Source organism: Maricaulis sp. (genome assembly GCF_048270265.1).
Classification (GTDB): Bacteria; Pseudomonadota; Alphaproteobacteria; order Caulobacterales; family Maricaulaceae; genus Maricaulis.
The window spans coordinates 65,536-85,116 of the sequence record NZ_JBLWTD010000010.1; the positions used below are offsets into that span (position 1 = coordinate 65,536).

The window sequence follows — 19,581 nt, forward strand, 5'->3', positions numbered from 1 at the left end:
GACACACCGCTTCGCAATCTTTGCTGTGTATGAGAGGCTGCAGACTGCCAAACGGATATTCGCCTTGCGTCACACGATTACCGCTATTCTCGCCACCGGCCTTCTGTGTGGACTGGCCTTCCTGTTGATGCTGGCACCGCTCTGGCGCGGATTCGACGCCCTGCGCGAGATCTGGCCCATCCTGCTGGTCATCGCGGCCCTCGCCGCGCTCAGCGTCCAGGCCAACCGGCATCGCGGCGCCCGCCTGCTCAGCCTCGCCGCCTTTGCCGTGGTCCTGCTGCCGGGCGTAGGCGAGACCTTGCATGCCTGGCGCGGCACGCCGGCCGATCCCGCCCCCGGCGCCTATGAGATTGCCATCGGCACGCATAATCTGTGGGGCCGCAATGCCTCGCCGATGCAGGCCGCCACGCTGTTGCCGCCACGCGCACCGGATGTGCTGGCACTGCAGGAGAGCTTCGGCAAGGCGCGCGAGACCGGTGAGGCCCTGGCGGCGCAATATGCCTTTGGTGCCCGGTGCCGCTCCAACCGCCTGCTGAGCAGTCTGCCCATTCTCGACTCCGGCTGTGTCGAACTGCCCCCGGCCGTGCTGGCGGCGGCGACGATCCCCTGCGACTGGGAAATGCCACCGGCCGTATGGGCACGCATCCAGCTGCCCGACGGCAGCGAGGCCGTCTTCGTCTCGGTGCATCTCACCTGGCCCTTCCCCGGCGCCACCCAGGACTGTCAGCGCCGCGGCCTGTCACGCGCCCTGGCGCAATGGCCGCAGGAGAGGCTGGTGGTGATGGGTGATTTCAACGCCGCAGCCCCCGCCTTCGCCCTCGCCCGTCTGGACCGCGACCTCGGCCTGACACGCCGCTCCATCGGCATCGCCACCTTCCCCGCCGAGGGCCGCTTCCAGCAGGCCGGCCTGGGCATCCCGCCCGTCCCGCCAATGCTGCTGGGGATTGATCATATCTTTGCGGGGGACGACTGGGAGACGGTTTCGATCGAGGCCGGACCGAATACGGGGTCTGATCATCGGCCCTTGCTGGCGACGCTGCGGCTGAGGGCGCCTGACGCGCAGCCGTGAGTCCCCGGCGATTGAGGGGCGCGGCGGGAATCCCGGTGCTGGCCATGATCGAGTCAGCCCTCCCGGCTGAACCGCCCTACCAAACGTCATCCTGACGCAGGTCAGGACCCAGTTTCAGACACGACGGGAATTGGTCAAGCGCCAGATTTCGAGGCGTCGCCGCTCTATGAACTGGGCCCTGACCTGCGTCAGGGTGACGATATTTGTGGGGCTTTTGAGGGAATTGTTCGCGGGCCTCTTCCCGAAGGAATGCGGCGAACATTGTCAGTGTTGGAATACATGGCCCCGCGCGGGGCCCCACCACGCCCTGAAAACCATGCCGAGACAAGTCCAGTCTGGCGCCCTGCTTGGCAAGGACTTCAGGGATAGCTTCGCCCGGCGCGGGCGAATTTTGACGGAGCCTGTTATCGTCAGGCGGTTAACGCCCGGAAACGGATACCCCCTCCTCACCGCCCCTCCACAGTTACCCGGGCAATATGATTGGTCCCGCTCTGATGGATCAGCAGAGCCTCGCCATCGCGAGTGGTGCGCATGTGGCGCAGAATCCCGGCATGGACCTGGCCGGAGGGGATGGGCCAGCTCTGGAAGCTCTCTGTTTCCGGGTCGAAGCGCACCAGCATGTCGGGCCTCACGCCGCTTTCATTATACCAGATCGCGCCGTCGAAGACGGCGATGGCATAGGGGTGCGAGCTGGGGCCGCTGGGCGAGGCCCATTCGCGGATATCGCCGGTGGCAGGGTCGTAGCGGCCGAGCCGTCCCAGCGCGGAATTGACCCACCAGATGATGCCATCGCTATCGATATCAAGGCGGCGCACGGTCGTGCCGGCATCCGGCAGGGCGATCTCCTCGACGGCCATCGTCTGCGGATCGACGCGCAGCAGGCAATTGGCGCCATTACAGGCGACCCAGACCGTGCCATCGGCGGCGATCTTCACCCCATAGGGCCGCGAGCGCTCACGCGGGCTGGTGACCAGGCGGACCTCGCCGCTTTGCGGGTCGAGACGGCCGATCATATTGCTGCCCTGGAGGGAGAACCAGAGGATGCCATCGGCGTCGAACTCGGCCGTGTGCGGATCGCGCGCGGCGTCATCGGGCATCGGATATTCGGTGATCTCGCCGGTCGCCGGATCGAAGCGGCCAATGGTGGCGTTGCGATTTCCGGTATACCAGGCATCGCCGTCCGGGCCGATCGTCACCGAATGCGGCCGCGCGCCGGCGGGCAGATCGAATTCCTCCATCGCCCCCGTTTCCGGATCGAGCCGGCCGAGAATATCCAGCCATTGCCCCACCCACCAGATACGGCCATCGGGGCCTTCCACCGGATCGCGCGAACGCTGCCCCAGGGTCGGCACCTGCCATTCCTCGAAGCGGATGGTGAGCGGCCCGTCGACCGGTGTCGCGGCGCGATTATCGTTCGGCGGGAAATGTTCGGCGAGATAGTCGAGGATTTCGGCCTGCATCTCGGGCGCGCCCGACAGGTCGATCATCGTCGAGGTGAGCGATTGCCAGTCCTCGCGCGAATAGCCCGATGTGCTCTGGACCGTGCGGATTGAGTGGCAGGCAGAGCAGACGGATTCGACCGTCTCGCGGGCCTCGCTGGCGGATTGCGCGAGGGCTGCAGCGGGATGGCATAGCGCGGCGGCGAGGATGAGAGCGGGAAGTGTATGGCGTGGCATGTCAGGGCTTTCGGCTATGGCATGGTCAGCTCAGTCTAGCGGAAGATTTGCGGTTTGGGAGCGGGAAATCGGTGGATGCCCTTGCGCCGGTGGCGGCGCTCAGCCGCCAAGCGCCACGAGCTCTATCTCCCGACAACACAAACCCATGTCATCCCTGACGGATGCCCCGCGAAGGCGGGGCGCAGATCAGGGACCCAGAACCTCCGTCGCCGCTCCAGCTTGATGGTTTCGGCCAATCACGCAGGCCGCCAGCCGTCGGGCGTCTGGGTCCCTGATCTACGCCCGGATCGCTGACGCGTCCGGGCATCCGTCAGGGATGACAAGGTTTGTTGAATTGGAGGAAAGCGAGCTCCCCCCTCCCCCGACTGCACGGCCAGAAAACCAGCACGCCAGCGCCGCAGTTTCGCCGCAGGGGGCGGAAAAACTCCTCGGCATTGAGGGACAGGGAGCGTGGGTGTGATCGAGTTGAATTGGGCGGTGTTGATCCACACTGCACTGGCCGTGCTTGGCCTGTTGGCGCTGTGCCTCTGGCTGGCGCCGCTGGGCCCGGCGTTTGATCTGTTCCGGCATGCCTGGCCGCTCTGGGTGATCGCGGCCCTGGCCGTGCTGGTCGTGACGGCTGGCACAGGGCATTGGCGCGAGGCCTCGCTGTGCGCGCTCCTGCTGGTGGCGATCATCCTGCCGGCGCGCGGCGAGATTGCCGCCTCGCTGCGTGCGGACTCCACGCTGCCGGACGGCGACCAGCTCACCCTCGTCACCCATAATCTGTGGGGCAAGGGCGATGAACGCGCCGAAGACATTGCCCAAATCCTCACCGCCGGCACGCCGGACCTGATTGCGCTGCAGGAAGTGCGCGGCGGCGGCCTCGCGGTCGCGGCAGCGCTGGCCGCGGACTACCCCCATGCCGCCGATTGCGGCGACGGCCCGACCCGGCTCCTGTCACGTCACCCCTTTGTGCGCACGGGCTGCCTCGATGGCTGGAAACCGGCGCATCGCCTGCCCTGGCTGCGGGTGATGCCCGCGGCCTGGGGCGAAATCGCGATGCCGGACGGGCAGCGCGTGGTGGTCGTGGCAGTCCACCTGCCCTGGCCGGAACCGCTCAACGACCAGGCCGGTGCGATCGAGGCACTGGCAGCCCTGTTCCAGGGCTTCGAGACCGACCGGCTGATCGTGCTGGGAGATTTCAACGCCGCCCCGCCCGCGCTCATCCACGAGCGCATGGCGCGGAGGTGGCGGCTGCAGCGCCGCACGCTCGGACTGGCAAGCTGGCCCAGCCAGAGCTTCACCCGCGCCTTCGGCCTGCCCCGCCTGCCCGTCCCGACCATGCTGGCCGGGATCGACCACGTCTATGCCGGCAGCGCGTGGCAGACGCAGAGCGTGCGCGTCCTGCCCGATACGGGATCGGATCACCGCCCGGTCCAGGCCCGGCTGATCCTGCGCGATGGGGCGGGCTGAACCGCAGCGCGCTTCAGCAAGTGGGGGAGACGCCGGCTCTCCCCTGGCGCGCACCAGAGGGACACGTCCCTGCTCGCGCAAACGCCCCAAAAAACGTCATCCTGACGATGGTCAGGGTGACGATATTTGTTGGGCTCCCGGGAGATAACTGTCCAACGCGCTCCCCCGGAGGGGCGTCGCGACTCCCGATGGATTAGTGCATTGCAAGTTTGGTGGTAAATGGCCCCGCGCCGGGCCACACCCCAGCCAACAAAAAGCCGCGACGCCCAAAGGCATCGCGGCTCTTCAATTCAGCACATGCGCCGGGGATCAGACCTCGACGATGCTCGCCTTGACGATCTTGCCGGGCTTTGCCGGTGGCTCGCCCTTGGGCAGTTTGTCTACATGTTCCATGCCGTCAATGACTTCGCCCCAGACGGTGTACTGGTTGTCGAGATAGGGCACGGCATCCAGGCAGATGAAGAACTGGCTGTCGCCGCTGTTCGGGTCGGATGAACGGGCCATCGACATCGTGCCGCGCACGTGTTTCTCGGCATTGAATTCGGCCGGGATCTTGGTGCCCGATCCGCCCATGCCATTGCCATTCGGGCAACCGCCCTGGGCGACGAAACCGTCGATCACGCGGTGGAAGTTGAGCCCGTCATAAAAGCCCTCCTTCACCAGTTCGGTGATGCGGGCGACGTGTTTGGGCGCCAGGTCGGGACGCAGTTTGATCGTCACATCACCCGTTTCGAGGGTGAATACGAGTTGTTCTTCAGCCATTGAATTTACTCCAGAATTCGTGTCGGCACGGGAATTTCGCAAACATCCGGCAGGGCGCCGGCGGCATTGCGCAGTGAATCGAGATAGGCGGTGAAAGCGGCCGACTCGGTGTCGACAACCTGGACCCGGGTGCGTTCGGCCTCGGGCAGATCAGCAGCGACGCGCATGGAATCGATCGTGTCCGGTACGAAGCCGGGATCCTGCCCCAGCGTGCCGGTGCGCAGCGCGTTGACGGCGTCCTGGCCTGCGCGGACGCGGCCCCAGACGGTGTAGGTAGCGTTGAGATGCTCGGCATTGCCGCGCGTGATGTAGAACTGGCTGCCGGCGCTGTTGGGATCATTGGTCCGCGCCATCGCCGCAGCACCGGTGCAGTGCAGCAGCCAGCTATTGACGCGGCCATCGCCGGTCAGGGCGGCGGCGGCGAGCGTCTGGGTGCCGGCCGGATAACCATGCCAGAAACCGGCCTTGGCCGATTGCGGAACGCTGGACGGGTTGATCACACGGTCCTGCAATTCGCTGATCGGAAGTTCGGCACCGCGGCGCACGGTGAATTCGGCGTTCACCGGTGGCAATTCAGCACGGTGATTGGGGTTGCCGCGCGCACCGCCACCCTGGGCCATGAAGCCGTCGAGGACACGGTGCCAGACGAGGAAATCATAGAATTGTTCCCGCGCCAGGGTCTTCATCCGCTCGACATGGTTGGGCGCAAATTCCGGGGCCATTTCGACAATCACGCGGCCATGCGGCGTCTCGATATAGAGGGTGTTTTCCGGATCGAGATCGCGCCAGGCGTCATCCGGAAATTCGAAGGCCGCAGCGCCAGCGGCGGCAGCGGGCGCGGCATCTTCCTGAACGAGAGTGACAATATCTGCATCGGCGGTCTGGCCGGTATCGGCCTCGCGCGCGCAGGCGGCGGTCGCCAGCCCGAGTGAGAGCACAAGGGAGAGTGAGAGATGTTTGATCACGCGAGACGCTCCTTCAAACGGCGTTCGATCGCCGGCGGCACGAAAGCCGAGATTTCACCGCCCAGCGAAGCGATTTCCTTCACCAGCCGGGACGAAATGGCCTGGTGGCGCGGATCCGCCATCAGGAAGACGGTCTCGATATCATCATTGAGCTGCTGATTCATCGCCACCATCTGGAATTCGTACTCGAAATCGGACACGGCCCGCAGTCCGCGCACGATCGACTGTGCCCCGACCTGCTCGGCGAAATGCATCAACAGGCCTTCGAACGGCCGCACCTCGACGATGGTATCGCCAGCGAGATCAGCCACCTGGGACTGAAGCATCTCGACCCGCTCATCGAGCGAGAACAGCGGCTGCTTGGCCGCATTGATCGCGACGCCGATGATCAGTCGGTCAACCAGTTTCACCGCACGCCCGATAATATCGAGATGACCATTGGTGAGAGGGTCAAACGTGCCGGGATAGAGTGCGGTGCGCGTTTCCATGATCAGCTTTCCGTCCCGTCGCCTGGTCCCTCACTGCCATTATCGACGTCAGGCGCCAGGCCATCCGCCTCGTCATGCTCGTCCTCATCGCCGGCATCCTGGATGCGCACGACGGCGACAACATTCTCGCCTTCATTGAGCCGTATCAGGCGCACACCGCGGGTCGAACGCCCGGCGATGCGCACGGTCTTGACCGGGAAGCGGATCAATTGACCGCCATCGGTGACAGCCATGATCTGGTCGCTGTCCTCGACGGCGAAGCTCGCCGCCAGTTCGACACCGCGCTTGAGATCGGTCGCGGCGACGCCCTGATTGCCACGCCCCATGACGCGGTAATCATAGGCGCTGGAGCGCTTGCCCATGCCATCGACACCAACGGTGAGGAGGAATTCCTCCGCAGCGCCGAGTTCGGCGATCCGTTCTGGCGACAGGGCAGCGATTTCGCCGTCCTCCTCGCCATCGCCGGCATCGGCCGTGACCGCGTCATCGCCCTCATCGCCCAGCGCCAGCCGCATCGCGGTGGCGTGTTTGAGATAGGCGCGCGCCTCCGGTGAGGTGACGTCGACATGGTTGAGGATGGCCATCGAGATCAGGCTGTCGCCCTCGGCCAGACGGATACCGCGCACACCGACCGAGGACCGGCCGGCAAAGATGCGGACATCATTGACCGGGAAGCGGATGGCGCGACCCTTGTCGGAGACCAGGAAGACATCATTGTCCTCGGTGCACAGACGCACGGCGACAATACTGTCATCCTCTTCCAGCTTCATCGCGATCTTGCCGTTGCGATTGACCTGGACGAAGTCGGACAGGCGGTTGCGGCGAACCGTGCCGCGACCGGTCGCGAACATCACATTCAGTTCGCTCCAGCTGTCCTCGTCTTCCGGCAGCGCCATGATCGAGGTGATCGTCTCACCCTGATCGAGCGGCAGGAGATTGATCATCGCCTTGCCGCGCGTATTCGGTGCGCCCAGTGGCAGACGCCAGGCCTTGGTCTTGTAGACCATGCCGCGATTGGAGAAGAAGAGCAGCGGTGCATGGGTCGAGGTCACGAACAGGGTCGTGATGAAGTCCTCGTCCTTGGTCGCCATGCCCGAACGGCCCTTGCCGCCGCGGCGCTGGGCCCGGTAGTCGGACAGGGCCGTACGCTTGGCATAGCCGCCATGGGTGACGGTGACGACCATCTCTTCGCGCGGGATGAGATCCTCGTCCTCGAAATCGAACTCGCCATCGATGAAGATGGAGCGGCGCGGCGTGCCGAAATTCTCGCGCACCTCGACCAGTTCCTCACGGATGATTTCGAGCACACGTTCACGCGAACGCAGGATATCAAGCAGGTCGGCGATCTGTTCGGCCAGCGTGCCGGCTTCATTGCCGAGCTCGTCGCGGCCCAGACCGGTCAGGCGGTTGAGGCGCAGTTCGAGGATGGCGCGGGCCTGTTCCTCGGTCAGTTTCAGCGTGCCGTCCGGCTGCAGCACCGAGCGCGGGTCGGCAACCAGGGTGACCAGCGGCGCCACATCATGGGCCGGCCAGGCGCGGGCCATCAGGCCTTCGCGGGCCGCGGCCGGATTCGGGGCGGCACGGATCAGGGCGATGACTTCATCGATATTGGCCACGGCCAGCGCCAGGCCGACGATGACATGCGCACGGTCACGCGCCTTGGCGAGATCATGCTTGGCGCGGCGGGCAACGACTTCTTCGCGGAAGCGCAGGAATTCCTTGAGGATATCCATGACGCCGAGCAATTGCGGACGGCCACGCACCAGCGAGAGCATATTGGCGCCAAAGCTCGTCTGCATCGGCGACCAGCGATAGAGCTGGTTGAGGATGACATCGGCATTGGCATCACGCTTGAGCTCGATCACGACACGCATGCCGGTGCGATCAGACTCGTCGCGCAGATCGGCAATGCCTTCGATCTTCTTGTCGCGAACCAGTTCCGCGATCTTTTCGATCATCGTCGCCTTGTTCACCTGGAACGGGATCTCGTGAACGATGATCGCCATGCGATCCTTGCGCACTTCCTCGATCGTGGTGAGCGCGCGCATGATGATCGAGCCACGCCCAGTCGCCACGGCGCTGCGCGCCCCGGCGCGGCCGAGAATCTGCCCGCCAGTCGGGAAGTCTGGACCGGGAATGTATTCGAGCAGTTCGTTTTCGCCGAGCAGCGGATTGTCGAGCAGGGCGAGCGTGCCATTGATCACTTCGACCAGATTGTGCGGCGGGATATTGGTCGCCATGCCGACAGCGATACCGCCAGCGCCATTGACCAGAAGGTTGGGGAAACGCGCCGGCAAAACCGCAGGCTCATGTTCCTGGCCGTCATAATTGTCCCGGAAATCGACTGTGGACTTGTCGATATCGGCGAGCAGTGCGCTGGCCGGCTTGTCCATGCGAACTTCGGTATAACGCATGGCGGCTGGCGGATCGCCATCGACCGAGCCGAAATTGCCCTGCCCGTCGAGCAGCGGCAGGCGCATCGACCAGGGCTGGGCCATGCGCACCAGCGAGTCGTAGACGGCCTGGTCGCCATGCGGGTGATACTTACCGATCACATCACCGACGACCCGCGCCGACTTGCGATAAGGCTTGTCAGGCGTGTAGCCGTTTTCGTGCATCGACCAGAGAATGCGCCGGTGCACCGGCTTGAGGCCATCACGCGAATCCGGGATGGCACGGCTCACGATCACGCTCATCGCGTAATCGAGATAGGAGGTGCGCATCTCGTCTTCGATGGCAATATTGCCAACGCCTTCCGGCAGGCCGGGCGGCGGGGTCAAAACGTCGTCGTGATCGCTCAAGGCGGCCCTCTCTCATTCGCGTCGCTGCCGGGCGAAAACCCCGCTGCGCAATGCAAAACGCCGCCTTGTATCGCGCACACAGAATCGGTGTGTGAATCAGGCGGCTTTCCTGTCACCAACACTTAACAATCGCAGGCCCGAAGGGCAAATGCGCTCGGCGGTAGCGCCGGCTGCCCGGGAGCGGCCCCGAGGCTGACAAGAAACTGTCTTGGACGGGTGCTAACCGGGGGTGGCTTGCCAATGCCCGCGCGGTGTCGAAACCTGCGCCTCGAACATATCAGCCCGGCGGGATTCGCCAGGCCAGACGGGACGACGATCATGACAAACCCTCGCCTGCTCCTTCGGGCACTCGCCGGCTTCGCGCTGCTCGCCCTCACCGCCTGCATCCACACGCCGGCCCCGCCGGCGGCGAGCGAGGAGCCGATCGTGCTGATGATCGGTCTCGACGGTCTGCGCCATGACGCGATCGACCGCTGGGATGCGCCCAATCTGCGTGCCCTCGCGGCACGTGGCGTGCGGCCGCAACGCATGTATCCGGTGATGCCGTCCAAGACCTTCACCAATTTCTATTCGCTGGCGACCGGTCTCTATCCGGAACATCACGGCATGATCTCCAACGCCCCCTATGACCGAGGCTATGACGAGGTTTTCTCGAACCGTGATGGCGGCCCGCAGGATCCGCGCTGGTGGGACGGCGAGCCGATCTGGATCACAGCCGAAAAGCAGGGCGCGCGCTCGGGCATCATGTTCTGGCTCGGCTCCGAGATCGAGCATGACGGCATCCGCCCCACGGTCTGGCACCCCTATGTCCACGAAATGCCCTATCAGGACCGTGTCGATGAAGTCCTGTCCTGGTTCGATGCACCAGCCGACGAGCAGCCGCGCCTCGCCGCGGTGTATTTCGACCATGTCGACACCATCACCCATGGCGCCGGCCCCTTCACGCCCGAGGAAGGCGAAGCGGTCGCCCGCGTCGATGCGCTGGTCGGCCAGCTGATTGACGGACTCACCGCGCGCGGCCTGATCGACCGGACCAATATCATCATCGTCTCCGATCACGGCATGGTGCCGGTCTCGATGGAACGCTCCGTCGCGCTCGACACGCTGGCCGATCTGGACGGGCTCTTCATTCCGGAATTTTCCGGCCGCCATGGCCCCGGGCTTGAGCCCTTCGTGATGGCCTATGGCGAGCCGGAGGCGGTTGACCGGGCCTATGCCGCGCTCAATGGCGCCAATGAACATGTTTCCGTCTACCGGCGCGGCGAGATGCCGGACACCTGGCATTTCGATCACCCCGATCGCGGCCCCGACCTGTTCATTCTCGCGGAGCCCGGCTGGCTGCTGACGCGCAGCGATGCCGACCTTTCCGGCCCCTGGCCCGCGGGCATGCACGGCACGCATGGCTATGACAATCGCGACGAGACCATGGGCGCGACCTTCATCGGCGCCGGCCCGATCTTCCCTGAGGGCACGCGTCCGGACGCCTTCGAAAACGTCAATGTCTATCTGATGATCGCCTGTGCGCTCGGACTGGAGCCGGCCGCGACCGACGGTGACCCGGCCCTCGTGGAGCAGATCACCGGCGGCCGCTGTCCGGCGTAGCAGAACTGGCGCTACGCGCTAATGGTTGGCGGCGAGGAATTCCGCGAGGCTGACGCGGTCGTCCTGATCCGTGTCCAGGTCGGTGAAGGCCTGGTCGACTCCGCTGCGCGCGCCGGCTTCCGCACTTTCCATCACGCCCTCGACAAATTCGGGGTCGAGCATATCCTCCTGCACCGACGGGCCAAATTGAGCCATGGCCTCGGTGATCGACCCCATCGCCTGGCTGCGAAGCCCCTCGCCCAGCAGGCCGTCCTCGGTCAGGCCGGCCGCGTGGTAGAGGTCAATCCGATTGAAATAGCCGTCACCATCGGAATCGAGCCGGGCGAAACTGCTTTCCGGATCCTCCCGGTTGGCGGTCGCCGGCTGGAGCGGCAGTAAGGTGCTGGCGGCCAGGCCGGCGGCGAGCAGAGCGGCGAGTGTGAGATTCATGGGGTACTCCGTGAGCTGGGTTGGCAAACGGGCCCAGGGGCGCCGGACGGGACGCACGGGATAGGTCTCCACGAATCTCCGGACCACCTCGCTGGCGGTCATGCCCTTTTCACGGCACGCCTCCATGAAGGCGCGCTTGGCGTCGAACCCAAGGCGAACCTCAAGGGATTCGGATTGTTTCTCGTGTCGTCCTGTCGTCATGGGTCACGCATCTCCACTTGTCTGGCCGGCGCGTCGGCCCGACCCGGACTCAAACTCCCATCCGCCGTCATGAAAACAAATCGCACGTCCCGATGCACGCATAACCGTGTCCGGACAGGATTAAATTGCTGAAATAATTACATCACTCTTCGACATCAGCCGCGCCTGGCACGTTGGATTTCCCGCCTTCATCCCGTCTCGCCCGGCGCAAACCGAACCCAGCGGGCACCGGCACTGGCCGATCAGGCTCTGGCGGCGTAGAGCTGAAGCCTGACAGAATTTGACCGCGACAAACTGGAGGCTCCCATGATCCCGCGCACCTTGCTCGCAACCACTTGCCTGTTGCTCCTGCCCGCCACGGCATGTAGCCAGCCCGAGACACCACAAACCGCGACCATCGAGACCGCCAGCGGCGAGCTGATCGTCCGTGACCGCTCCACCGCTGGCAGGGTCAGCCTGCTTCAGGGCGCCGAAGGCGTTGTCATCCGCATCGAGGCCGATGGCCTGCCCGAGGGGGCCCGCAACCAGTGGCATGGCGCGCATCTTCACAGTGTCGGCGATTGCTCGGCAGAGAACTTCACCTCCTCGGCCGGCCATATCAACCCCTCCGCCCGCCAGCACGGTCTCTTGAACCCCGAAGGCCCCGACAATGCCGATCTGCCCAATCTCTGGGTCGATACGAATGGTTCGATCCGGGCCGAAGTCTATACGACGCGTGTGAGCCTTGCCGGCTCCGCCACCCTGCCCGCCCTGCTCGACTCGGACGGTTCGGCCCTGGTGATCCATGCCGCCAGCGATGACCTGTCGAGCCAGCCGATCGGCGGCGCCGGTGCGCGCATTGCCTGTGCGGTCATCACCGCGCCCTAGCGTGCGGCGGAAAAACACCGCACACTTGCCGCCTGATCAATATGGGGGATCAAGATCATGCACATGAAACTGTGTTCGGCCCTGGCGCTTCTCGCCGCCTCGGCCGCACCGGCACTCGCCGACGAAGCCTGGACGACCAATCTGGGCCCGGTCATCTATGACGACGAAATCGGCGAGTACGCCATTTTCCTCCATTATGACGGGACCGTTCCGCACCACACCTTCATTCGTGGCCTTGCCGGGAACTTCAATAATCGCGGTCATTTCACCGGTTATTGGAGCGAGCAGGAAGATGTGGGGTCAAACAGTCCCGCCTGCGAGGTCGCCATCATTGATGAGTTCGGCACTGCCACCCATCACTGGGGCCGTGTGGACATCACCTTCCTGCAGCCTGGCTTCCCGACCGAGTGGGATGCGCAGATCGGGTACTGCTATGAAGCGCCATCGCAAAGCTGGAATGGCCGCATCGACGACAGTTTCGATTATGATGGTTTCGGGCCGCAAGCGCCGTCCAGCCCCAAGGGGCATTAGGCACGCCAGCGCCTGTCAGCGATCGGTCGCTGACAGGTCCGCGCCCTCGCTCGCCGCCGGCGAATCGAGGTTCAGAATCTCGAATTCACGCTCGACAATACGGGTTCCAAACGCCGCATAGAGGGCAGCGGCGATCAGCGCCGCCACGATGAAGCCGGCGATGAAACTGCTGCGGTCGAGGCTGGCAATGAGGTCACCGATCGAGACGTGTGGCCGTTCGCGCGCCGGCAGTCCGGCCAGCGGGGCCGGCGGCGCATCAATCGCCAGCCGGTAGCCGACGCGTGGCAGGGTCTGGATCAGGTCGGAGCGGCCGAGCAGGCGGCGCAGACGCGAGATCGCCTGGTTGAGCGCCTCATCCGAACCGTCCTCATCCCACACGCTTTCGAGAAATTCGTCACGCGTCACCGGCGCCCCGGCGCGCCGCACCAGGAGGTCGAGCACGCCGGCCAGTCGCGGCTCGAGGCGATGAGTACGGCCACCGATTTCCAGCACGCAATTGCGCAGATCACAGACCGCATCGCCAATCCTCACACTCGCGGAGGACGGGGAGCGACGGGTGGAAACAGGGCTGGCAATATTCATCATCATCTTTCGAAAACGTTTTCGTCAGGACAGTGTGGCCGGGCTCTCCTAGGCCTCACCTCCTAACACAAAACAGGAAGGCCCTGCCCATGAAAGCTTTTTCATCTCCCCTCGCGATTGCGCGGCTCGCCCTCGCGGTGACAATCGTGTCGCCCCTGGTCGCCCCCATTGCCGGCGCCCAGACCGATCGCGCCCAGCAGGCGCGGCTCGAGGCCCGCTTCGATGAACTCGCCGAGGCCGGCTTCACCGGCTTTGCCGCCATCGCCCATGAGGGCGAGATCATCTTCGCCCGCGGCGCCGGCCTCGCCGATCCGGAGACGAACCGCCCCTTCACCCTCGATACCCAGTTCGATATCGGCTCGATCACCAAGAGCTATACCGGCATGGCGATCGCCAGGCTGATCGATGAGGGCCGCCTCTCCGCCGACGCGACGCTGGCCGATTTCTTCCCCGGCGTGCCCGCCGACAAGGCGGGCATCACGGTGTTGCAAATGCTCACCCATACGGCGGGCCTGCCCGATGCCGTTGGTGATGATTTTTCGGATGAGGGCTGGGAGAGCGTCCGCGACAAGACTTTCGCCGCCGAGCTGTTGCACGCGCCGGGCTCGGCCTACCGCTATTCCAATCTCGGCTTCACCTTCCTGGCCGCCATCATCGAGACCATCACCGGCCAATCCTATGAGGATTATCTGGTCAACGAGATCCTGGTCCCGGCCGGCATCGAGCACACCGGCTACCAGTCGGTCTATGATGATGCGCTGGCCGCCCGCAACCGCCATGGCGAAGCGGTGATCGACGCCTCCTGGGGCGGCCATGCCCCCAACTGGAACCTGATGGGCAATGGCGGGCTGGTCTCGACCCCGCGCGACATGCTCGCCTGGGAAACGGCCTATCAGAACGCCACGATCATCTCGCCGCGGGCCCGCGACCTGGCCTTCGCGCCCTATATCCGTGAGGGCGAGGGCGCACCGTCCTTCTACGGGTTCGGCCTTGTGGTCGAATATGATCCGGTGATCGGCCGAATCTACTGGCACAATGGCGGCAACCGGTCCTTCAACTCGCACTGGCGCGTGCTGGCGGACCAGGGCTATGCGCTCTTCGCCACCACCAATCAGCGCGGGGTCTCTGCCGATACGGCCATCGAGGCGCTGGTCGCGGCGCTGACGGGCCAGGAATTCGAGGTCCAGCGCCCGCTCGAGATCAGCGCCGATCCCGTGGCCCTGCCCGACACGGCCGGCGGTCGCGTCGCTGCGGAATTCCTCGCCATGATCGCCAGCGATGATGAGAGCGTCTGGCGCGATTATGTCCTCAACCGGATGAGCGATGAAATGCGGGCCTTCGCACCGATGGAGGGACATCTGGAGATGATGCGCCAGATCCACCAGGACTTTATGGACGCTCAGATCGCCGCCGTGTTCGAGAGCGAAAACGCGATCCGGCTGGGCCTGCGCGATCCGCTGACCGGCGATGTCATCCCGGTGGTGATTGAATATGCCGCCGACGGTTCGGTCACCGGCCTGCTGCTCGGCTAGTTCCAGCCCGGCCGCGCCACCATCAGGCCGAAGATCGCGATCAGGGCGATAAAGGCTGGCCAGCCGAGAATGAACCAGATCCGCATCAGGCGGTGAACGCGGTCGGGGACAGCCTCCCCGGCCGCAACCGCGTCCGTCATCAGCCGGCGCACCTTGAGCTGGATCCACACCACCGGCAGCCAGCAGGCCCCGATGAAAAGGTAGAGCCCGTAGCTGATCAGGAGCCATGGCGCCGTCAGGGGCCAGCCAGCCAGATGCGCCAGTGCGATACCGGTCAGGGGCTGGGCGATGACGGCGGTGGTGGTGAAGACCCAGTCGGCGAGCACCACATGTTTCGCCGCCAGCGCGAAGCCCGGCACATCACCGGAGCGCCAGGCCATCAGCATGAAGAAGGCAATCGCCGCGCCGGACCCGAACAACACGCCGGAGGAGAGGATGTGGGTGGTCTTGACGATCCAGTACAGCTCCATCAGCGCTCATCCTCGGTGGCCGCGATCATCAGGGCGAGCGCCATCATCGGGAAGACTTTCAGGATCGGCCCCAGCGCGTCGGCCCACAGGCCCGGCAGGGTGAGGCTCAGCGCGAGGATATAGGCGAAGGTGCCGGCGATCATGATCGCCGCGATCCAGCGCACCCGCCATTTGGCCACCATGGCCAGCCCCATGGCGATGTCGAAGGCTGAACCGAACCAGAGCAGGAAAGCCTGCATCGCCGGGCTGTAGCCGGCGGCCTGCAGCACGGAATAGGCGTGGTCATGAGCGATCGTCAGGGAAAGGATCCCCGTCGCCAGCCAGTAGAGCCCCAGCACCCAGCGCGCGATCGGACGGGCAAAGCCGAGACGGGCATGCCAGCGATCCTGCAGGCCGGCCGGCGCGCTGGCGAGATACTCGTCAAAGCCACGCGGCGTGTGGCCCGTCGCGGCGAGCCAGGCCGAGGGATCGCCCTCGACATCGAAATCGAGTTGTTTCAGCGCCGTCGTGCGCATCGAGGTGCGCACGCCGATCCAGCCGAGCAGGTCGCCAAAGGCGAAGGCCGGCGCTGCCAGCCAGCGCGGCACATGCCAGATCCGCGTCTTGCCGAAACCGAGCCAGTGGCGATAGCCGCGCACCAGCTCGTCCATGCTGACCCGTTGCGGGCCGCCGACATCCCAGCTCACCCGCGACGGCGCACCGGGCTGCAGCAATTCACTGACCGCCGCGCCCAGATCCTCGGCACCGATCGGGCGGAAGACCTGCTCACCGCCGACCAGCGGCGTGAGCCAGGGAATACCGCACAGCGCCCGCACCAGGGCGGTGCCGCCATAGACATTACGCGCGATTACCAGCGAGGGACGCAGGATCACCCAGTCGAGATCGAGTGCCTCGAGCGCTGCCTCGCCATCCTGCTTGTCACGGGCATAGGCCGAGCCGGAGGCCTCGTCGGCGCCGACGGCGGAGATGTGGATCACCCGCCTCACCCCGGCCTGTTCGCAGGCCTGGAACAGGGCTGCGGCGCCGTCGACATGGGCGGCGCGGCTATTGTCGCCGAGCCCGTCCTGCAGCACGCCGACGCAATTGATCACCGCATCCACACCGTCCAGGCGTGGCTGCCAGTCGGCAACGCTGTCATGGCGGAAATCGCAGGCGATCCAGTCGAAATCGGGGGCGCGGCGGGCCGCTTGCACGATATCACGCCCGGCGGCCAGCACATGATGGCCCGATGCGTGAAGCTGCGCGGCGAGATGCGATCCGATAAACCCGGATGCGCCCGTGATCAGGATATTCATCGCCCCGCGATCCCTCTCGGCCGCCTGCGGGCCGCCGCCATGCCCTGCCTATTGCTGTGCGGCCTGCGAGCCTTCACGCAAGCGCGCCAGATTGGCGCTCATATTATTGCTGATCGCCGCGCGCAGCGACGGCCAGACACCCTCGACCTTGAGCCATTCCTCACCCGGCATGGCAGCCGAATTGACCGCCGCCAGATAGGCGGCATTGCCGAAGGAACAGGCCCACCAGGGCGATGCCTGGCTGGTGAAGATCTCGTCCGACGCGACCACCGCGGCAAGCGCGGCCTCGAGCCGGGCCGGATCGGAGCTCATCAACTGGTGAACCGCCGGTCCGGCCTGTTCGGAGGCGGCGGCGACAACGCCGAGCGCCGTCGGATCGACACAGCGCGAGGCGTCATAGATCGAGCGTGCCCGGGCGAGGAAATAGGCCTGCAGCGCCCGGTCCGGGTCGGTATCGACGATCATGCGCGCGTATTCGAACAGGAAGATCGGCTGATTGACATCACGCCGCTCCCACAATTGCTGCGCGATGGCCGGAGCCTGTTCCGGGTCCGCACCACGCAGCGCCGCCAGTGTCACAAGCACATTGCCCCAAGCCGCATCACCGATGACGTAGCGGGATTCCGTGCCGTCCCCCTCCACCGCCATGATTTCGGGGTGGCGCATATTGGCATTCTCGCCCTGCGCCCAGGCGGGCGCGGCCAGCACGAGGCCAAGCAGAAACAGGACCATGTGACGCATTTTCATCTCCTCGCCCCCCGGCCGCAGCGTTGCCGCCTAGAACGGGATTTCGTCATCCATGTCGGCGCTGCGGAAATCTTCCTTCGGCGCATCGACCGAACGTTGCGGTGAACGCTCGCTGGAGTCGAAGCTGCCGCCACCGCCGCCATAGGAACCGCCGCCCTCGCCCTTGGAATCGAGCATTTGCAATTCGCCGCGATATTTCTGAAGCACGATCTCGGTATTGTATTTGTCGACGCCGTTCTGGTCAGTCCATTTGCGGGTCTGCAGCGCGCCTTCGATATAAACCTTGGCGCCCTTCTTGAGATAATTGTCGGCGACCTTGGCGAGCTGGTCGTTGAAAATCACGACGCTGTGCCATTCGGTCTTCTCGCGGCGTTCGCCGGAGGTCTTGTCGCGCCAGCTTTCCGAGGTCGCGATGCGCAAATTGCACACCGGATCGCCATTCGGCAGACGCCGGGTCTCGGGATCCTTGCCCAGATTACCAACCAGAATGACCTTGTTTACAGATCCCGCCATCGCCCATTCTCCATGTTTTTGTTGCACGGCTTGTGCGCCGGGCCAATTTGTTCACATTCTGTTCCACAGGTCAATTCTGCCCGCGAGTCGGGGCGATTTGAACGGAGTGGCGGCACAGAGTCCAGTCAGGCACGCCGCGCACCGTGGACGGAATACAGGCGGTGCCATCCTTCGCTGTCCACCCCTCGCAAGGCCGGTGGGAGAAACAACTTGTGGTCGCCGTCATGGACAGGCTAATTTGGGGGCACTTTTCAAAGGGGAACCACCATGTACAAATTTTTGATCGTGGCGCTTTGCGCCGCGGGGATGACGGCATGCGCATCGACGCCCAATCCGATCGCCGCAGAAACCCGGGCCAGCACCTATGTCACCGGGGCCGATCTGGTCTGGTCGGTCGACGATGCCGACGAGCAGGATGACAACGGCAATTACGCAGCCGGCCGGGAAGACCTGCTGGCACGGCTGGAAGCCGCTGTCGAAACCGAGTTTGCCCATTCACCCGCCGGCTCGCAGCCGGTCAGCTTCTCGATCGACATCAAGCGCTATAATCGCGTCAACGCACTGACCGGCAATATCATCGGCGGCAGCAATATGGTCATCGCCGACGTGTCCGTGATCGATGAGGACGGCAATGTGCTGGGCGTCTATGAGGATGTCACCGGCTACCACGCCAGCGGTGCCGGCATTATCGGCGCCATCGCCCAGGCGGCCATCCAGCCGGATATCGTCGGCATCATGAGCAATTCCTTCGTCGCCGATCTGCGGCGCCGGTTCGATCGGGACTAGACGCGTGAAACGTCTGGTTCTCGGGCTCACCCTCGCAGGTGTCGCGGCTTGTGCCGCGACACCTACGGGGCCCCTCAACCCCGACCTGTTCACGGTCAGCGGCCGCTACGCCCTGCCCCGTGCCGATACAGCCCGCTTTGCCGGCAGCCTGCGGGTTTCCGGCGTTGAACTGGCCCACGGCCTCGAGGCCTTCGATTACGATGCGATCGAATTCGACCAGACCGTCACGGCGGCGATTGGAAAATCGCTCGACAATTACGGTTATGGCGGCAACGAGTCCGACGCACGGGTCGACCTGGACGTCCGCCTGTCACCGATTGAAATCGACCGCACGGACGAAGCGATCACGGCCCATGTCTCGCTCGACTTCCAGCCGACCGACAGCGATCCGTCCCTGCAATGCGCCGCCTACACATCGAATGCGCAATTCCACGCCCTGACCCCGGTCCATTCTGGCGGTGGCCAGCGCGCGGTCGGCGTGATCGCCGGTATCGGGCTGGCCTTTGTCGGCGTTGATGCCAGCACATTTGTCGTCGACCAGTTCACCAATGCCAGCCAGAACAATGCCGCGATCAATGCCGAGCTCGGCCATGCCCGCGGCGAAGGTGTGGCACCGCATGGCGAGCAGGCGGCCATCCGCTTCGCATCCACCTATGCCATCCAGCTGGCGATCGCCGATTACATCGCCCATCTGGGAGCCTGCGACGGCGCCGACACCCGGCCGCTCTGACGGTTTGAACCGTCAGGGCGTAGCCGCCAGCCGCCCTCCCGCCACCGCTATGTCAGCATGCCACCGTTCTGCCGCTGGAC

19 protein-coding genes are annotated in these 19,581 nt (G+C 64.9%); 8 read left to right on the top strand and 11 right to left on the bottom strand.

The window, feature by feature from the left end; all coding sequences use genetic code 11:
• Positions 1 to 64 precede the first annotated feature (64 nt).
• Entirely contained in the window at positions 65 to 1,069 is a 1,005-nt protein-coding gene (locus tag ACN0YF_RS07550; protein ID WP_417493907.1) for an endonuclease/exonuclease/phosphatase family protein, read from the top strand.
• Positions 1,070 to 1,515: 446 nt separating this feature from the next.
• Here ACN0YF_RS07550 and ACN0YF_RS07555 read toward each other — a convergent pair whose 3' ends face one another.
• Positions 1,516 to 2,745: a cytochrome C gene (locus tag ACN0YF_RS07555; RefSeq protein ID WP_417493908.1), complete on the bottom strand. Its 1,230-nt coding sequence runs from the start codon at positions 2,743 to 2,745 to the stop codon at positions 1,516 to 1,518.
• A gap of 456 nt (positions 2,746 to 3,201) precedes the next feature.
• Between ACN0YF_RS07555 and ACN0YF_RS07560 the strand changes: the two genes are divergently transcribed.
• Positions 3,202 to 4,200, top strand: coding sequence for an endonuclease/exonuclease/phosphatase family protein (locus tag ACN0YF_RS07560; protein ID WP_417493909.1), 999 nt, complete (start codon positions 3,202 to 3,204; stop codon positions 4,198 to 4,200).
• Positions 4,201 to 4,509: 309 nt separating this feature from the next.
• On the opposite strand, the gene ACN0YF_RS07565 is transcribed toward ACN0YF_RS07560, so the two are convergent.
• The 4 genes from ACN0YF_RS07565 to gyrA are packed head-to-tail and all read right to left on the bottom strand — an operon-like array spanning position 4,510 to position 9,216.
• Positions 4,510 to 4,962, bottom strand: coding sequence for a peptidylprolyl isomerase (locus ACN0YF_RS07565; RefSeq protein ID WP_417482519.1), 453 nt, complete (start codon positions 4,960 to 4,962; stop codon positions 4,510 to 4,512).
• A 5-nt stretch (positions 4,963 to 4,967) separates the two neighbouring features.
• Positions 4,968 to 5,927: a peptidylprolyl isomerase gene (locus ACN0YF_RS07570; RefSeq protein ID WP_417482520.1), complete on the bottom strand. Its 960-nt coding sequence runs from the start codon at positions 5,925 to 5,927 to the stop codon at positions 4,968 to 4,970.
• Complete coding sequence (coaD, locus tag ACN0YF_RS07575; protein WP_417482521.1) at positions 5,924 to 6,415, bottom strand: pantetheine-phosphate adenylyltransferase; 492 nt, start codon at positions 6,413 to 6,415, stop codon at positions 5,924 to 5,926. The genes ACN0YF_RS07570 and coaD overlap by 4 nt, the downstream gene beginning before the upstream one ends.
• Before the next feature lie 2 nt (positions 6,416 to 6,417).
• Entirely contained in the window at positions 6,418 to 9,216 is a 2,799-nt protein-coding gene (gyrA, locus tag ACN0YF_RS07580; protein ID WP_417482522.1) for a DNA gyrase subunit A, read from the bottom strand.
• Positions 9,217 to 9,534: 318 nt separating this feature from the next.
• Here gyrA and ACN0YF_RS07585 point away from each other — a divergent pair, with 318 nt between their 5' ends.
• The gene (locus tag ACN0YF_RS07585) at positions 9,535 to 10,818 is read left to right on the top strand and encodes an alkaline phosphatase family protein (RefSeq protein ID WP_417493910.1); all 1,284 of its coding nucleotides are present in this window, start codon (positions 9,535 to 9,537) and stop codon (positions 10,816 to 10,818) included.
• Between the two features lie 18 nt (positions 10,819 to 10,836).
• On the opposite strand, the gene ACN0YF_RS07590 is transcribed toward ACN0YF_RS07585, so the two are convergent.
• Positions 10,837 to 11,247, bottom strand: coding sequence for a hypothetical protein (locus tag ACN0YF_RS07590; RefSeq protein WP_417493911.1), 411 nt, complete (start codon positions 11,245 to 11,247; stop codon positions 10,837 to 10,839).
• Between the two features lie 507 nt (positions 11,248 to 11,754).
• On the opposite strand from ACN0YF_RS07590, the gene ACN0YF_RS07595 reads away from it, so the two are divergent.
• Positions 11,755 to 12,315 (top strand): superoxide dismutase family protein, encoded by a 561-nt coding sequence (locus ACN0YF_RS07595; RefSeq protein WP_417493912.1) that lies wholly within the window; start codon positions 11,755 to 11,757, stop codon positions 12,313 to 12,315.
• 57 nt (positions 12,316 to 12,372) lie between these two features.
• On the top strand, positions 12,373 to 12,846 hold the full coding sequence (locus ACN0YF_RS07600) for a hypothetical protein (RefSeq protein WP_417482526.1): 474 nt from the start codon (positions 12,373 to 12,375) through the stop codon (positions 12,844 to 12,846).
• A 15-nt stretch (positions 12,847 to 12,861) separates the two neighbouring features.
• Here the strand turns inward: ACN0YF_RS07600 and ACN0YF_RS07605 are convergent, their stop codons facing one another.
• Complete coding sequence (locus tag ACN0YF_RS07605) at positions 12,862 to 13,434, bottom strand: winged helix-turn-helix domain-containing protein (RefSeq protein ID WP_417493913.1); 573 nt, start codon at positions 13,432 to 13,434, stop codon at positions 12,862 to 12,864.
• An 83-nt stretch (positions 13,435 to 13,517) separates the two neighbouring features.
• Between ACN0YF_RS07605 and ACN0YF_RS07610 the strand changes: the two genes are divergently transcribed.
• Entirely contained in the window at positions 13,518 to 14,960 is a 1,443-nt protein-coding gene (locus ACN0YF_RS07610; protein WP_417493914.1) for a serine hydrolase domain-containing protein, read from the top strand.
• On the opposite strand, the gene ACN0YF_RS07615 is transcribed toward ACN0YF_RS07610, so the two are convergent.
• Genes ACN0YF_RS07615 through ssb form a run of 4 tightly spaced genes read right to left on the bottom strand, consistent with a single transcriptional unit; the run spans position 14,957 to position 17,985 of the window.
• On the bottom strand, positions 14,957 to 15,430 hold the full coding sequence (locus ACN0YF_RS07615; RefSeq protein WP_417493915.1) for a DUF2269 family protein: 474 nt from the start codon (positions 15,428 to 15,430) through the stop codon (positions 14,957 to 14,959). The two genes, ACN0YF_RS07610 and ACN0YF_RS07615, sit on opposite strands and share 4 nt — an antisense overlap.
• Positions 15,430 to 16,725, bottom strand: a complete 1,296-nt coding sequence (locus ACN0YF_RS07620) for an NAD(P)H-binding protein (RefSeq protein WP_417493916.1) — start codon at positions 16,723 to 16,725, stop codon at positions 15,430 to 15,432. The genes ACN0YF_RS07615 and ACN0YF_RS07620 overlap by 1 nt, the downstream gene beginning before the upstream one ends.
• Before the next feature lie 48 nt (positions 16,726 to 16,773).
• Positions 16,774 to 17,466, bottom strand: coding sequence for a hypothetical protein (locus ACN0YF_RS07625; RefSeq protein WP_417482531.1), 693 nt, complete (start codon positions 17,464 to 17,466; stop codon positions 16,774 to 16,776).
• A 36-nt stretch (positions 17,467 to 17,502) separates the two neighbouring features.
• On the bottom strand, positions 17,503 to 17,985 hold the full coding sequence (gene ssb / locus ACN0YF_RS07630; protein ID WP_417491509.1) for a single-stranded DNA-binding protein: 483 nt from the start codon (positions 17,983 to 17,985) through the stop codon (positions 17,503 to 17,505).
• 267 nt (positions 17,986 to 18,252) lie between these two features.
• Here ssb and ACN0YF_RS07635 point away from each other — a divergent pair, with 267 nt between their 5' ends.
• Together ACN0YF_RS07635 and ACN0YF_RS07640 are read left to right on the top strand one after the other, a co-directional pair.
• Positions 18,253 to 18,771, top strand: coding sequence for a hypothetical protein (locus ACN0YF_RS07635; protein ID WP_417493917.1), 519 nt, complete (start codon positions 18,253 to 18,255; stop codon positions 18,769 to 18,771).
• A gap of 4 nt (positions 18,772 to 18,775) precedes the next feature.
• Positions 18,776 to 19,501: a hypothetical protein gene (locus ACN0YF_RS07640; RefSeq protein ID WP_417493918.1), complete on the top strand. Its 726-nt coding sequence runs from the start codon at positions 18,776 to 18,778 to the stop codon at positions 19,499 to 19,501.
• Positions 19,502 to 19,581 lie beyond the last annotated feature (80 nt).

Excerpts from the sequence above, each read along its gene's own strand:
- ACN0YF_RS07555 (WP_417493908.1), bottom strand. The coding sequence starts at position 2,745 with ATGCCACGCCATACACTTCCCGCTCTCATCCTCGCCGCCGCGCTATGC.
- ACN0YF_RS07600 (WP_417482526.1), top strand. The coding sequence starts at position 12,373 with ATGCACATGAAACTGTGTTCGGCCCTGGCGCTTCTCGCCGCCTCGGCC.
- ACN0YF_RS07635 (WP_417493917.1), top strand. The coding sequence starts at position 18,253 with ATGTACAAATTTTTGATCGTGGCGCTTTGCGCCGCGGGGATGACGGCA.
- ACN0YF_RS07565 (WP_417482519.1), bottom strand. The coding sequence starts at position 4,962 with ATGGCTGAAGAACAACTCGTATTCACCCTCGAAACGGGTGATGTGACG.
- ACN0YF_RS07595 (WP_417493912.1), top strand. The coding sequence starts at position 11,755 with ATGATCCCGCGCACCTTGCTCGCAACCACTTGCCTGTTGCTCCTGCCC.
- ACN0YF_RS07585 (WP_417493910.1), top strand. The coding sequence starts at position 9,535 with ATGACAAACCCTCGCCTGCTCCTTCGGGCACTCGCCGGCTTCGCGCTG.
- ACN0YF_RS07625 (WP_417482531.1), bottom strand. The coding sequence starts at position 17,466 with ATGCGTCACATGGTCCTGTTTCTGCTTGGCCTCGTGCTGGCCGCGCCC.
- coaD (WP_417482521.1), bottom strand. The coding sequence starts at position 6,415 with ATGGAAACGCGCACCGCACTCTATCCCGGCACGTTTGACCCTCTCACC.
- ACN0YF_RS07620 (WP_417493916.1), bottom strand. The coding sequence starts at position 16,725 with ATGAATATCCTGATCACGGGCGCATCCGGGTTTATCGGATCGCATCTC.
- ACN0YF_RS07610 (WP_417493914.1), top strand. The coding sequence starts at position 13,518 with ATGAAAGCTTTTTCATCTCCCCTCGCGATTGCGCGGCTCGCCCTCGCG.
- ACN0YF_RS07605 (WP_417493913.1), bottom strand. The coding sequence starts at position 13,434 with ATGATGATGAATATTGCCAGCCCTGTTTCCACCCGTCGCTCCCCGTCC.
- ssb (WP_417491509.1), bottom strand. The coding sequence starts at position 17,985 with ATGGCGGGATCTGTAAACAAGGTCATTCTGGTTGGTAATCTGGGCAAG.
- ACN0YF_RS07615 (WP_417493915.1), bottom strand. The coding sequence starts at position 15,430 with ATGGAGCTGTACTGGATCGTCAAGACCACCCACATCCTCTCCTCCGGC.
- ACN0YF_RS07590 (WP_417493911.1), bottom strand. The coding sequence starts at position 11,247 with ATGAATCTCACACTCGCCGCTCTGCTCGCCGCCGGCCTGGCCGCCAGC.